Genomic DNA, 12,327 nt, shown 5'->3' on the forward strand with positions numbered 1-12,327 from the left:
CGCATCCGCGACGCGGATGCGTCTCTGAGCTACCACTATTTGTCTCGCGCCCGGGTTGTGGGCGCGAGCCTGCCCTGCGTGGCCGCCGTTCCGCGGCTGGTCGTGCGTGGCCGCCGTTCCGCGGCTGGTCGTGCCTCGGGCCCCGCCGTCGGCTCCCGCTCGCATCGCGTCTCGGCGGGCGACGCTACGCGGCGATCGCCGTAGCGGAGGTGCCGGCCGGCTCCGGCGAGGGCGCCGCGCGGCGTTTTGCCGTGGCGATGTAGCGGGCGTTCCAGGTGGTCAGGGCGGCGAAGGTGACGATGGTGAGCGCCGTGGAGAGGCCGACCATCACCTCGATCGGCAGCGTGTAGACCAGCACCGCGCGGACCAGCGCCTCAACCAGTAAGCCGGCGCCCCAGACGAACGACGAGACGCGGTGGCCCCGGCGGACGTGCGGGTCCGTCGCGTAGGCCGAAGCCAGCTCGGCGGCTCGCCGCGGCAGGAAGCTCTGCTGGGCCGCCAGGGTGAGCGGGCGGCCACGCAGCGCGGTCGCGATGAAGACGAGGCCCAGCACCGCGGCCATCGCCGAGTGCTTGATCAACATCCACCGCGGGTCGCCGGTGACCAGCGTGAACACCAGGCCGACCCCGAAGACCGCGGCCATCACGGCGGAGAACGGGCTCAGCGAGCGGTCCCGCACCGCGACCCAGGCCATCCGGGAGCCGGCGGCGAGCGTTCCGGCCAGCAGCGCGGTGAAGTCGCCGGCGCCGAGGGCGTGCAGGGCGTAGTAGGTCGCCACCGGCAGACCGAGGTCCCAGGCCAGCGAGCGGATCATCGGGCGGATGCTGTGCGGCGTCGTCGTCATGGCTCGATCGTCGCGCCGGCGAGGCCTGCCGCGGGACGACCGACCCGTCGAGCCCGGCTGTCCACCGATCGACGGACACGCCCGTCGCGAAGCGGGTCAGCGGCGCGCGTACCGCAGGAAGAGCATGTCCTCCTCGGCCAGGATGTGCCGCAGCGACATCTCCCTCCGCACGGCCTGCCCGCCGTGGGCGATGCGGCTCGCGTCGCCGGCGGTGAGCAGCGGCGAGACGGTCAGGCACAGCTCGTCCACCAGGTCCGCCTCGAGCAGCGCGCCGAGCAGCCGCGGCCCGCCCTCGCAGAACACCTGCGTCGCGCCGCGCTCGTGGAGCGCCGCGATGCCGGCCGCCAGGTCGTCGGTCGCCACCACGTCGGCCACCCGCTCGACCTGCCGGCGCATCTTCGCCGTCCCGCCACCCGCCAAGACCACCGGCCGGCGCGGGGCGTCGGCGAAGACGAGCTGGTCGAGGTCGAGGTCGAGGCTGCGGGAGACGACGACCATCAGGGGGTACGCGGGCAGCCCACGCTCCTCCCGCCAGGCCCGCCGCGAGGGGTCGAGCCGCAACCCGTCGTAGTTCTCCCCGCGCACGGTCGCCGCACCCACCACGAGCGCGTCGCACACCGTACGCAGCGTCTTGAGGATCTCCTGGTCGGTCGGGTCACCGAGCCCGCCGGAGTGCCCGTCGAGCGTCGCCGCGCCGTCGAGGCTGGACACGAAGTTGACCCGCAGCACCGGTTCGTCGCGCCGCGGGTACAGCTCCGGCAGCTCCTCGAGCGCGACCGGGCCGGCCGGAGAGGGTCGCAGCCGGGTGATCGTCATGGGCCGGGCGGCCCGGTCACCGGCGGCACCGGCTCGACCGGCCGGTGCTGGCAGTCGCACCAGGAGCCGCCGCGGCAGTCGTCGTGCCGTCGCTCCCGGCAGGCTGTGCAGATCATGAGCAGGCTGGGCAGATCATGAGTCGGGAGATCATGAGATCGACCATATTCCTAGTCAGGTGCATAATGCGGCCATGTCAAGGCAGCCGCTGCGCTCGGCCGGGCGACCAACGCTGGACGCGGTGGCCAGGCTGGCCGGGGTCGGCCGCGGCACGGCCTCCCGGGTGCTGAACGGGTCGGCCCAGGTCAGCCCGCAGGCGAAGGCCGCGGTGGAGGCGGCCATCATCGAGCTGGGGTACGTGCCGAACCGCGCCGCCCGCTCGCTGGTCACCCAGCGCACCGACTCGGTGGCCCTGGTCGTCTCCGAGTCGCAGGAGCGAGTGTTCGGCGAACCGTTCTTCGCGGGTGTGCTGCGCGGCATCAACGCCGCCCTGATCGAGACCCCGCTGCAGCTCTGGCTTGCGATGGCCGCCACGCCGGAGCAGCGCCGCCGGGTCGAGGCGCACCTGACCGGGCAGCACGTCGACGGCGTGTTGCTGCTCTCGCTGCACGACGACGACCCGCTGCCCGGGATCCTGCGCGCGCGGGGGATGCCGTTCGTGCTCGGCGGGCGGCCGGCGCGGCCGGCGCCGGAGGACGCCTTCGTCGACGTGGACAACGTGGCGGGGGCTCGGCAGGCGGTGGAGCACCTGGTGGGGCTGGGTGCGCGGCGGGTGGCGACGGTGGCCGGGCCGCAGGACATGCAGGTGGGCCGTGACCGGCTGGCCGGCTATCGCGCTGCTTGGGACGAGGGCCGGCCGGAGCTGATCGCCTACGGGGACTTCACCGAGGCCGGCGGGCATGCCGCCATGCGCGCGCTGCTGGAGCGCGAACCGCGCGTGGACGCCGTCTTCGCGGCCTCCGACCTGATGGCCGCCGGAGCGCTGCGGGCGTTGCGCGCGGCGGGCCGCCGGATCCCGGCCGATGTGGCGCTGGCCGGGTTCGAGGACGCCGACGTGGCCCGGCAGACCGACCCGCCGCTGACCACCGTGCACCAGAACGTCGACGAGATGGGCCGGCGCATGGCCGCCCTGCTGATCGACCTGATCAATCGCCGGGCGGATGTCGATCCGCACGTTCTGCTCGACACCCACCTGGTCCGTCGGTCCTCCACATAGTCGCTCCTAATCTGGGCATTGACCATGGGGACACGGCGTCGCAACCGGTGTGAAACGCCGCGTTGGCACAGTGGCGAGGTCGACGTCACGGGAGGAGCTTCATGTTGCTGCGGGTACGGGTCACTCTGCCGGATCGTCCTGGGGCCCTCGGCCAGGTCGCGCGCACGCTCGGTGTGGCGGGTGCGGACATCGTCCAGGTCGTGGTGCTGGAGCGGCTCGGCGGCCGGGCGGTCGACGATTTCACCGTGGTCTGGCCGGGCGCGGCACGGGTGGAACGCCTCCTGGCCGGCCTGGCCGCCATCCCCGGCGTGCAGGTGGACGGGGTGTGGAAGGCGATCGGCGCGCCGATCTCCGGCGGGCACGACGCCGAGCTCCTCGCGCAGGTCGCCGCCAACCCGGCCGACGGCCTGGCCACGCTGGTGGACGCGGTGCCCGGCCTGCTCGCCGCCGACTGGGCCGCCGCCGCGGTGGTGCCGCCCGACTGGGCCGCCCGTGCCGGCTCCCCGCGGCCGCTCCCGCACGGCCCCGATCTGCAGCTCGGCAAGGAGCCGACGACGGTGTACGCCAGCTGGCGCGCCCCGGCACCGCTCCGGCTGCCCGAGATCACCCCGCTGCGCGCCCGCCCGATGAGCGGCCCCGACACCACGAAGTACGCGGTGGCGCCCTTCGGCCGCGCCGGCCTGGTGCTCGTGCTGGCCCGCTCGGACGACGAGGACCTGCCGGCCGCCGCCTTCCACGTGACCGAGGTCGACCGGGTCGCCCAGCTGGTCCGGGCCGCCGCGGTGATCCTCGGCGACCGTCTCGATCAGGCCGGCGCGCCGCCGGTCGCCTCCTCTGTGATTGAGCCCTCATAAGGTTCTTCAACAAAGGCAATGTCGAGGTAACACGGGCGCGGCACGCTCGGATACATGGCGTTATGGCGGATCAGGGCGACGGTGGACGATCGCCCGGGCTACCTTTCCGTGCTGACCGCGAGTCTCGCGCTGCGGTCGGTCAACATCCTCGCCGTCCAGGTCCACACGACCGAGGCGGGCGCGGTGGACGACTTCCTGGTCGACGCGCCCGACACGATGTCCGAGGCCGACATGCTGGCGGCGGTCACCCGCGGCCGGGGGCGCGACGCGTTCGTGGCCCGGGCCGAGGCGCAGGGCCTGGCCGATCAGCCGACCCGGGCGCTGGCGCTGGCCGGCCGGCTGGTGCACGACCCCGACGCGCTCGGTGAGGCGCTGGTCGCCCTGCTCGACGCCCGGGAGGTGCGGTGGCGGCCGGAGAGCGCGGCCGGGCACGGCTTCACCGGCGGCCGGATGACGCTGGCCGACCCGGCCGGCGGGGCGTTCGAGGTGCTGCGCGACGCACCGGCGTTCACTCCGGCCGAGTTCGCGCGCGGGCAGGCCCTCATCGAGCTGTCCGGCGCGCTGCTGCGGCAGCAGGCCGAGCAGGCGACGGTGCTGCTGCCCGACGGCGCCGAGCTGCTGATCCGCGTCGCCACGGGCGAGGACGCCGAGGCCGTGCAGCGGATGCACGCGCGCAGCTCGGCGGGCAGCCGCCGGTTGCGCTACCTGGGCGGGATGCAGGCCCCGACGGACACCCGGCTGCGCCGCCTGCTCGAGCGGGTCGGCGGCGTCACGCTGCTGGCCGTCCACGTCGACCCGCGCAGTGGCGAGGAGCGGGTGGTGGCGATGGCCACGCTGCTGGCGGAGGGTGATCTGGGCGAGGTCGCGCTGCTGGTGGAGGACGCCTGGCAGCGCCGAGGGCTGGGCACCGCGCTGTTGCGCCGGCTGGTCGCGTGGGCCGGGCGCAACGAGGTGGCCGCGGTGGTCGCGCACACGACGGCGGAGAACACCGGGATGCTCCGGACGCTGCGCCGGCTGGGTGCCGAGCCGACGGACCGTGACGGCGCGATGCTCACCGCGACGATTCCGGTGCCGGGCCGGCGGACCGCCTCCGACGAGACGCCCGCCCGGCCGGGTCTCAACCAGTCAGGTCTCAACCAGTCGGGCCTCACCTGATCAGCTCGGCGGCCAGCAGGTCCATCAGCAGGCCGTCGTGCCAGCCGTGCTCGCCGCGTTCGTACTGCCGCATGATGCCGACCGGGCGGAAGCCGACCTTCTCGTAACATCTGATCGCTGCCTTGTTGTCGGCGGCCGGGTCGATCACCAGGCGGTGAAAGCCCTCGTCGTCGATCAGGTGGGTGGCCAGGGTACGCACCGCGTCGGTGCCGACGCCCCGGCCGTGCACCGCCGGGTCGACGAAGATGTCGATGCTGGCGTGGTGGTATTCGGGGTCCTCCTCGGCGGCCCACTGGATCCCGCCGGCCACCCGGCCGTCCACCTCGATCACGAAGTAGGTCAGGCTCTCGTCGTCGATCGCCTCACGGGTGTCCGCGGCGACGTCCGCGCCACGCCAGCGCGCAAACACCTCGGGCGTCTCGCGGATCCGCACCAGATCCGGAATATCCGATTCCGTGGCGAGGCGCAGCGTGACGATCCGGCCGCGGAGCCGGGTCCACATCAGGAGCTCAGCGTGCCGTGCTCGACGCAGGTGGCCGTCCAGCCGGTGGGCACGACCTGCACCTTCAGCCGGCGGCGGCACTCGGGGCAGTAGCGTGGCGGTTCGAACTGCCGTGCCCGCCGGCACTCAGGGTGGTCGCCGGGCTGCCCGCAGCGGTCGCAATACCCGGTCACAGCGTCGCCGACAACGCCTTGACCGGCATCTTCAGCTCCTCGAGCAGCTCGAGGTCGGCGGTCGCCGGGCGGCCCAGTGTGGTCAGGTAGTTGCCGACGATCACCGCGTTGATGCCGCCGAGGAGGCCGTCTCGCGTACCCAGATCACCGAGCGTGATTTCGCGGCCGCCCGCGTACCGCAGAATGGTCCTCGGCATCGCCAGGCGGAACGCCGCGATCGCGCGCAGCGCGTCCTTGCCCTCGACCACCGGGCGGTCACCGAGCGGCGTGCCCGGACGGGGGTTGAGGAAGTTCAGCGGGACCTCGTGCGGATCCAGCTCGGCCAGCTGCGCCGCGAACTCGGCCCGCTGCTCGACCGTCTCGCCGAGCCCGAGAATGCCGCCGCAGCAGACCTCCATGCCGGAGTCGCGCACCATCGTGAGCGTCGACCAGCGTTCCTCCCACGAATGGGTGGTCACCACGTTGGGGAAGAAGGAGCGGCAAGTCTCCAGATTGTGGTTGTAGCGGTGCACGCCCATCTCGACCAGCTCGTCGACCTGCTGTTGCGACAGCATGCCGAGGCTGGCGGCGACCTGGATGTCGACGGCCTCCTTGATGGCCTTGACGCCCTGCCGCATCTGGTCCATCAGGCGCTGGTCGGGCCCGCGCACCGCGGCCACGATGCAGAACTCCGTCGCGCCCGTCGCCGCGGTCTGCTTCGCCGCCTCGACCAGGGCGGGAATGTCCAGCCAGACCGCCCGCACCGGCGAGGTGAACAGGCCCGACTGCGAGCAGAAGTGGCAGTCCTCGGGGCAGCCGCCGGTCTTCAGCGAGACGATGCCCTCGACCTCGACCTCCGGTCCGCACCACCGCATCCGCACCTCGTGTGCCAGCTGCAGCAGCGCGGGCAGGTCGTCGTCGGGCAGCCGCAGCACCTCTTCGACCTGCGCCTGGTCCAGGCCCTGTCCGTTGCCCAGCACCCGCTCGTGCGCCCGGTCGAGGATCATGTCCGTACCCTACAGGCCAGTGATAGTTTGCCGATCGAGGTCTTTCCGGGCCTTCCTTCACGGGTGATTGCGAGGCGACTTTGACGGGCTGGTTGGCGGCGCTCGAGCGCTCGGCCCGTGCCCGGGCGAAGGCCGGGCTCACCCGCGTCCTGCGGCCGCGCCCGGCCGCCGACGGCGTCGTCGATCTGGCCGGCAACGACTATCTCGGCCTGGCCGTCCACCCCGCGGTGGTCGCCGCGGCGGCGTCGGCCCTTTCCGAGTACGGGCTGGGAGCGACCGGTTCGCGACTGGTGCGGGGCAGCACCGAGGCACACGCCACCCTGGAGTCCGACCTGGCCGAGTGGCTGGGTGCGGAGCAGGCGCTGGTGTTCTCGTCCGGCTACCTCGCGAATCTCGGGGCGGTCCGGGGGCTGGCCGGGTCGTATGTCGTCTCCGACGCGTACAACCACGCGTCGCTGATCGACGGCTGCAAACTGTCCGGGGCCGACGTGGTGATCGCGCCGCACGCCGACCCCGCCGCGGTGGCCGCGCTGCTGGACGCGGCGCCCGGGCGCAACGCGGTCGTGGTGACCGAGTCGGTGTTCTCGGTGGACGGTGACCTGGCGCCGCTCGCCGCCCTGCACGAGGTGACCTCGGCGCGCGGGGCGCTGCTGCTGGTGGACGACGCGCACGCGATCGGGGTGCTGGGGCCGTCGGGCGCCGGGGCGGTCGCGGCCGCCGGGCTGGCCGGCAAGCCCGATGTGGTGGTCACCGCGACGCTGTCGAAGTCGCTCGGCGGCGCCGGTGGTTTCGTGGCCGGGCCCGCCTCCTTCGTGCATCACCTGATCGACACCGGCCGAACGTTCATCTACGACACCGCGTTGCCGCCGGCGATGGCGGCGGGCGCCTCGGCGGCGCTGCGGATAGTGCGGGACGCCGACGACCTCCGCGCGCGGCTGTCGTCGCGCGCGGCGCTGGCGGTGAGCCGGTTGGGCGCGGCGGGTTTCGCGGTGACCAGCCCGGCCGCGGCGGTGCTGTCGGTGCCGGCGCCCGGGCCGGAGGCGGCGGTGGCGTGGGCGGCCGACTGCCGCGACCGGGGGATCGCGGTGGGCTGCTTCCGCCCGCCGTCCACTCCGGACGGCTCCAGCCGGTTGCGCTTGACCCTGAACGCAGGCGTCTCCGACGTGGACTTCGCCCGAGCCCTCGACGTGATCGTGGAGTGCGCCCCGTGACCCAGGCCCCCGTTCCGACGCCCGTTCCCGCGCCGTCGCCGGCCGTGCCCGATCCCGCGCCTGGCACGCCCGAGCCCGACCCCGCCATCCCGGTCTCTCCCGGTCCGGCCGGTCCGGCTCCGGACGCGCCGGCCGGGCCCGGTCCGGGGTTGCCGAGCGATGCCGGCGAGCAGCTGGGCGACGAGATCGAGGCCGAGCTGGCCGCGCAGTCCCCGGAACCGGCCGCTCAGCCCGCGCCCCGCCCGGCCGAGTCGGGCGAATGGCGCGGCGTGGTGCTGGTCACCGGCACCGACACCGACGTGGGCAAGACCATCGTGACGGCGGCGATCGCCGCGGCGGCCCAGGCGGCGGGCCTCAAGGTCGCGGTGATCAAGCCGGGCCAGACGGGTACGACCCTGGGCGGCCCGACCGACGTGGAGCTGATCCAGCACCTGGCCGCTCCGCACACCGCGAAGACCCTCGCCACCTACCCCGAGCCGCTCGCCCCGCTGGCCGCCGCCCGGGTGGCCGAGAAGGCGCCGCTGGAGCTCTACGAGGTGGTCGACGAGATCCGCGCGGTGTCGGCCGAGCACGACCTGGTGCTGGTCGAAGGCGCTGGCGGCCTGCTGGTGCCGATGGGCGTCCGGCCGTCCGGCGACCCGTGGACCTTCGCCGACCTGGCCACGACGCTGGGCGTGAGCACAGTGGTGGTGGCCCGGGCCGGCCTGGGCACGCTCAACCACACCGCGCTGACACTGGAGGCGCTGTCCCGCAGGGGCGTGCCGGCCGGCGTGGTGCTGGGCGCATGGCCGGCCGAGCCGGAGCTGGTGCATTGGGCCAACTTGAGCGAGCTGGTCCCCAACCTGGTGGGCGCGCTCCCGGACGGAGCCGGCGCGATGGAGCCGGGCGTCTTCCGCCGCTCGGCGCCGGGCTGGCTGACGCCGGCCCTCTACGGGGTCCTGGACAACTGGCGCGTCTGGGCCGAAGAGATCCGCTGACCCGACGCCGGGTCAGTAGCCGAGGCTGATCGCCTGGCGGGATGTGGCCCGGTCCGAGGCCGCCCGGAGCAGGAAGTCGGCCAGGTCGGCCCGCGAGATGGAGCTGCCGCCGCGGACGTTTCCGCTCCGGGCCATGCGGTACGTGCCGGTGTGCGGGCCGTTGGTCAACCGGGGCGGGCGGGCGATCGTCCACTCCAGCTCGGTGGACCGCAGCAGCTCTTCGGCTCGCATCGCGTCCGCGTAGGCGTCGCGAAGCACCCGCTGCAGGATCGGCTTCGCCACGGCACGCAAGAGGAGCGGGTCGCCCTCGGTGTGCATTCCGCTGTTGCTGACCAGCACGACCCGCGACACGTTCTCCGCCCACATCGCCGAGATCAGCGTGTCGAGGGCCGGCGTCACCACGGGCCGAGGGTGGCGACCGCTGGGGCCGAGGGCGGTGACCACCGCGTCCCGTCCCCGGACGGCCGGCCGCAGGTCTTCGACCTTCATCACGTCGGCGGTCACGACGACCAACTCACCGGCCGAAGAGGCGGCCGAAGAGGCGGCCGAGCCGCTGCGTACCGCAGGGACCGGAAACGCCGGCAGCCTGGCCGGGTCGCGGACGACGGCGGTCACGCGATGTCCGGCGGCCAGCGCCTGCGCCACCACTTGCCGGCCCGTTCCCCCGGTGGCGCCGATGACGGTGATGTCCATGCCTTGCCTCCCGCGTGGTGAGTAAACACTTACTCACCACTATCGTGCGTGGCAGGATCGAAGGCAAGAGCAGGAGGACGATGAGCAGCCGGGATCGGATTCTGGACGCGGCCGCCCACGTGATGGGCACGATCGGGCTCGCGCGCAGCACCACGCGCGAGATCGCCCGGCAGGCCGGCTACTCCGAGGCGATGCTGTACAAGTCGTTCCGCACCAAGGAGGAGATCTTCCTCGCGGTGCTCAAGGAACGCGCGCCGGGGCTCAACCCCCTGCTCGCCGACCTGCCGAAAAGGGTCGGCCACGGCGACGTCGCGGACACCGTCGACGAGCTGGCCCTGGTCGCCGTCCGCTTCTACCGCCGCAGCTTCCCGATCGCCGCGTCACTGTTCGCCGAGCCGCAACTGCTCGCCGCCCATCGCGACTTCCTGCGCGACGCCGGAGCCGGACCGCAGATGGTGTCCGAGCGGGTCGCGGCCTACCTGGCCGCGGAGCAGGGAGCCGGCCGGGTGCGGCCGGACGCGGACCCCGCGGCGATCGCCCATCTGCTTCTGGGCGGCTGCTTGAACTACGCGTTCCTGAGCAACTTCACCGACGACCTGCCCTGGCCGAGCGACGAGGAGTGCGCTCAAGCTCTGTCATCGTCCATCCGGGAGCTTCTCTGACGCGCGGCCTCGTAGAGCACGACCGTCGCCGCCGCGGCGGCGTTCAGGGAGCTGGCCGCCCCGGTGATCGGGATGCGGACCATCGTGTCGGCGCCGGCGCGCCAGCCCGCCGACAGGCCGTGCGTCTCGTTGCCGATCAGCAGGACCCGGGGGCCGGTCAGGTCGTAGGAGGCCACGTCGGCCGCGCCGTGCTCGTCGGTGCCGGCCACCTGCACGTCCAGGCCGCCGGCGCGCACCGAAGCGACCCAGTCGAGGACCTCGCGGTGTGAGTCGGCGCGGATCACCGGCAGCGCGAACACCGACCCGGTCGAGGCGCGTACCGCCCTGGGGTCGTACGGGTCCGCGGCGTGGCCGGTGACGATGACGGCGGAGGCGCCGAAGGCGTCGGCGGAGCGGATCAGGGTGCCGATGTTGCCGGGCGTCGACGGCCGGTCGAAGACGACGGCGAGCAGGCGCGGGCCGACGGGCACCCGGGCGAGGTCGTCGGGCGGGAGGGCGGCGACCGCGATCAGCTCGGACTCGTCCTTCTCCGCCAGCTCGGCCACCAGCGCGGGGTCCATGGCCACCGGCGTCGCCGCGCTGCGGTCGAGCATCTCGCGCGCCCAGGACGAGAGCGCGTGCCGGTCGGAATAGATCAAATGCTGCACCGGGTGACCGGAGGAAACGGCCAGGGTGATCGGCCGCACGCCCTGTACCAGGAAAAGCCCCGAGCGCTGCCGCTTGGTGCGATTCGTCAGCAACGCCTGCCACTGCTGGAAACTCGCGTTGCGGGTAGTGATTTTCATCGGCGCCGAGACTACTCGCGGTGTTCAGCGCGGTGGGTGACACTGGTCGCGTGGCATTCACCCTCACGATCGATTGCGGTGGCGGCGGCATCAAGGGTTCGGTGCTCGACGAGGCCGGCACGATGCGGGCACAGCCGTTGCGCGTGCCCACGCCGTACCCGCTGCATCCCGATCTCTTCGTGAAGACCCTGGTCGGTCTCGGCGGGCGGCTGCCGCAGGCCGATCGCGTCACCGTCGGCATGCCGGGCATGCTGCGGCACGGCGTCGTGGTCGCCACTCCGCATTACGTGACCCGCAGCGGCCCGCGGACGAAGGTCGACCCGGAGCTGGTCGAGGCGTGGGGCGGCTTCGACGCCCGGACCGCGCTGGCCGAGGCGTTCGGGCTGCCCACTCTGGTGCTGAACGACGCCGAGGTGCACGGCGCGGGGGTGGTCGCCGGCACCGGGTGCGAGCTGATGCTGACGCTGGGCACCGGGCTCGGCTGCGCCCTGTTCGACGGCGGCTATCTGGCCCCGCACATGGAGATGTCGCAGGCGCCGGTGCGGTGGGGGATGAGCTACGACACGTACATCGGTGAGCACGAACGGCGGCGGCTGGGCGATGCGCTGTGGTCGCGCCGGGTCCGCAACGTCGTCGAGGGTCTGCGGCCGGTGTTCCTGTGGGACCGCCTCTACCTGGGCGGCGGCAACTCGCGCCTGATCACGGCGACCCAGCTGGCCCGGATGGGCGACGATGTCGTGGTGGTGCCGAACACGGCGGGCATCGTGGGCGGGGTCCGCGCGTGGAGCCTGGGCGTGAAGAACCAGCAGCGGTGAGACCAGCCGCCCTCCTGCTCGACTTCGGCGGCGTGATCGCCGACGCTCCGCCGCAGCGAGCCGCGCCGCCCGGGCTGGTGCTGCGGATCTACAACCTGATCGACGGCGTCCTGACGCCGGGTGAGATCCAGCGGTCGTTCACCGAGGGCGATGCGGCCTACGCCCGCTGGCGGGATGAGGATCATCCCGACGAGCTGCCCGCGATCGAGGTCTGGGATCGGTTCATGCTGCGTGGGTGGCCGAGGTCCGCGCAGGCGAAGGTACGCGCGTACGTGGCCGGCCTGACCTACGACTGGGCGTGGCGCAGTGGCTGGGCGCTGCGCCCCGGCATCTCCGAGCTGCTGCACGCGGCCGCCGGGTCCGGCATCCCGATGGCGGTGGTGAGCAACACCATCAAGGGCGCCGCACACCGTGACTTCCTCAGCAAGGCGGGCGTCGGCCGGCTGTTCGCCGCGCAGATCTACAGCGACGAGGCGGGCGTGCGGAAGCCGAACCCGCAGATGATCTGGGCGGCGACCGGCGCACTGGGGGTGAAGCCGGAGGAGTGCTGGTTCGTCGGCGACAGCCGCCGGCGCGATGTGGTGTGCGCCCGTCGCGCCGACGTCGCCCTCGCGATCCTGATGCGGTCCCCGCGCACCGAC

General features: G+C 73.2%; 14 protein-coding genes. 8 read left to right on the top strand and 6 right to left on the bottom strand.

Annotated elements, in window-relative coordinates; genetic code table 11:
• Positions 1 to 184 precede the first annotated feature (184 nt).
• A complete protein-coding gene (locus AB0M20_RS08715) occupies positions 185 to 844 on the bottom strand; it encodes a VC0807 family protein (RefSeq protein WP_364295963.1) in 660 nt (219 codons plus the stop codon).
• A 96-nt stretch (positions 845 to 940) separates the two neighbouring features.
• Complete coding sequence (locus AB0M20_RS08720) at positions 941 to 1,660, bottom strand: pyrimidine reductase family protein (protein WP_364295987.1); 720 nt, start codon at positions 1,658 to 1,660, stop codon at positions 941 to 943.
• A 190-nt stretch (positions 1,661 to 1,850) separates the two neighbouring features.
• Between AB0M20_RS08720 and AB0M20_RS08725 the strand changes: the two genes are divergently transcribed.
• From AB0M20_RS08725 to AB0M20_RS08735, 3 genes are all read left to right on the top strand, one after another.
• The gene (locus tag AB0M20_RS08725; protein WP_364295965.1) at positions 1,851 to 2,873 is read left to right on the top strand and encodes a LacI family DNA-binding transcriptional regulator; all 1,023 of its coding nucleotides are present in this window, start codon (positions 1,851 to 1,853) and stop codon (positions 2,871 to 2,873) included.
• A 101-nt stretch (positions 2,874 to 2,974) separates the two neighbouring features.
• Positions 2,975 to 3,727 carry an amino acid-binding protein gene (locus AB0M20_RS08730; protein WP_364295967.1) on the top strand — a complete coding sequence of 251 codons (753 nt, stop codon included), beginning with the start codon at positions 2,975 to 2,977 and terminating at the stop codon, positions 3,725 to 3,727.
• A 54-nt stretch (positions 3,728 to 3,781) separates the two neighbouring features.
• Positions 3,782 to 4,882 carry a GNAT family N-acetyltransferase gene (locus tag AB0M20_RS08735; RefSeq protein WP_364295969.1) on the top strand — a complete coding sequence of 367 codons (1,101 nt, stop codon included), beginning with the start codon at positions 3,782 to 3,784 and terminating at the stop codon, positions 4,880 to 4,882.
• On the opposite strand, the gene AB0M20_RS08740 is transcribed toward AB0M20_RS08735, so the two are convergent.
• Positions 4,875 to 5,384 carry a GNAT family protein gene (locus tag AB0M20_RS08740; protein WP_364295971.1) on the bottom strand — a complete coding sequence of 170 codons (510 nt, stop codon included), beginning with the start codon at positions 5,382 to 5,384 and terminating at the stop codon, positions 4,875 to 4,877. The two genes, AB0M20_RS08735 and AB0M20_RS08740, sit on opposite strands and share 8 nt — an antisense overlap.
• Positions 5,385 to 5,553: 169 nt before the next feature.
• Entirely contained in the window at positions 5,554 to 6,543 is a 990-nt protein-coding gene (gene bioB, locus AB0M20_RS08745; protein WP_364295973.1) for a biotin synthase BioB, read from the bottom strand.
• 80 nt (positions 6,544 to 6,623) lie between these two features.
• Between bioB and AB0M20_RS08750 the strand changes: the two genes are divergently transcribed.
• The gene (locus tag AB0M20_RS08750; RefSeq protein ID WP_364295975.1) at positions 6,624 to 7,754 is read left to right on the top strand and encodes an 8-amino-7-oxononanoate synthase; all 1,131 of its coding nucleotides are present in this window, start codon (positions 6,624 to 6,626) and stop codon (positions 7,752 to 7,754) included.
• A 269-nt stretch (positions 7,755 to 8,023) separates the two neighbouring features.
• Positions 8,024 to 8,731, top strand: a complete 708-nt coding sequence (gene bioD / locus AB0M20_RS08755) for a dethiobiotin synthase (protein WP_364295989.1) — start codon at positions 8,024 to 8,026, stop codon at positions 8,729 to 8,731.
• A gap of 12 nt (positions 8,732 to 8,743) precedes the next feature.
• Here bioD and AB0M20_RS08760 read toward each other — a convergent pair whose 3' ends face one another.
• Entirely contained in the window at positions 8,744 to 9,424 is a 681-nt protein-coding gene (locus tag AB0M20_RS08760) for an NAD(P)-binding oxidoreductase (RefSeq protein WP_364295977.1), read from the bottom strand.
• Positions 9,425 to 9,504: 80 nt separating this feature from the next.
• Between AB0M20_RS08760 and AB0M20_RS08765 the strand changes: the two genes are divergently transcribed.
• A complete protein-coding gene (locus AB0M20_RS08765) occupies positions 9,505 to 10,086 on the top strand; it encodes a TetR/AcrR family transcriptional regulator (RefSeq protein ID WP_364295979.1) in 582 nt (193 codons plus the stop codon).
• Here the strand turns inward: AB0M20_RS08765 and AB0M20_RS08770 are convergent.
• The gene (locus tag AB0M20_RS08770) at positions 10,050 to 10,871 is read right to left on the bottom strand and encodes a TrmH family RNA methyltransferase (protein ID WP_364295981.1); all 822 of its coding nucleotides are present in this window, start codon (positions 10,869 to 10,871) and stop codon (positions 10,050 to 10,052) included. The genes AB0M20_RS08765 and AB0M20_RS08770 overlap by 37 nt on opposite strands.
• Before the next feature lie 50 nt (positions 10,872 to 10,921).
• On the opposite strand from AB0M20_RS08770, the gene AB0M20_RS08775 reads away from it, so the two are divergent.
• Together AB0M20_RS08775 and AB0M20_RS08780 are read left to right on the top strand one after the other, a co-directional pair.
• Positions 10,922 to 11,686 (top strand): ROK family protein, encoded by a 765-nt coding sequence (locus AB0M20_RS08775; protein WP_364295983.1) that lies wholly within the window; start codon positions 10,922 to 10,924, stop codon positions 11,684 to 11,686.
• On the top strand, positions 11,683 to 12,327 hold a 645-nt coding region (locus tag AB0M20_RS08780; protein WP_364295985.1), incomplete at its 3' end, for an HAD family hydrolase. The genes AB0M20_RS08775 and AB0M20_RS08780, both read left to right, overlap by 4 nt.

The organism is Actinoplanes sp. NPDC051633 (assembly GCF_040681735.1).
Lineage (GTDB): Bacteria > Actinomycetota > Actinomycetes > Mycobacteriales > Micromonosporaceae > Actinoplanes.

Excerpts from the sequence above, each read along its gene's own strand:
- AB0M20_RS08765 (WP_364295979.1), top strand. The coding sequence starts at position 9,505 with ATGAGCAGCCGGGATCGGATTCTGGACGCGGCCGCCCACGTGATGGGC.
- AB0M20_RS08715 (WP_364295963.1), bottom strand. The coding sequence starts at position 844 with ATGACGACGACGCCGCACAGCATCCGCCCGATGATCCGCTCGCTGGCC.
- AB0M20_RS08740 (WP_364295971.1), bottom strand. The coding sequence starts at position 5,384 with ATGTGGACCCGGCTCCGCGGCCGGATCGTCACGCTGCGCCTCGCCACG.
- AB0M20_RS08760 (WP_364295977.1), bottom strand. The coding sequence starts at position 9,424 with ATGGACATCACCGTCATCGGCGCCACCGGGGGAACGGGCCGGCAAGTG.
- AB0M20_RS08770 (WP_364295981.1), bottom strand. The coding sequence starts at position 10,871 with ATGAAAATCACTACCCGCAACGCGAGTTTCCAGCAGTGGCAGGCGTTG.
- AB0M20_RS08730 (WP_364295967.1), top strand. The coding sequence starts at position 2,975 with ATGTTGCTGCGGGTACGGGTCACTCTGCCGGATCGTCCTGGGGCCCTC.
- AB0M20_RS08725 (WP_364295965.1), top strand. The coding sequence starts at position 1,851 with ATGTCAAGGCAGCCGCTGCGCTCGGCCGGGCGACCAACGCTGGACGCG.
- bioB (WP_364295973.1), bottom strand. The coding sequence starts at position 6,543 with ATGATCCTCGACCGGGCGCACGAGCGGGTGCTGGGCAACGGACAGGGC.
- AB0M20_RS08720 (WP_364295987.1), bottom strand. The coding sequence starts at position 1,660 with ATGACGATCACCCGGCTGCGACCCTCTCCGGCCGGCCCGGTCGCGCTC.
- AB0M20_RS08735 (WP_364295969.1), top strand. The coding sequence starts at position 3,782 with ATGGCGTTATGGCGGATCAGGGCGACGGTGGACGATCGCCCGGGCTAC.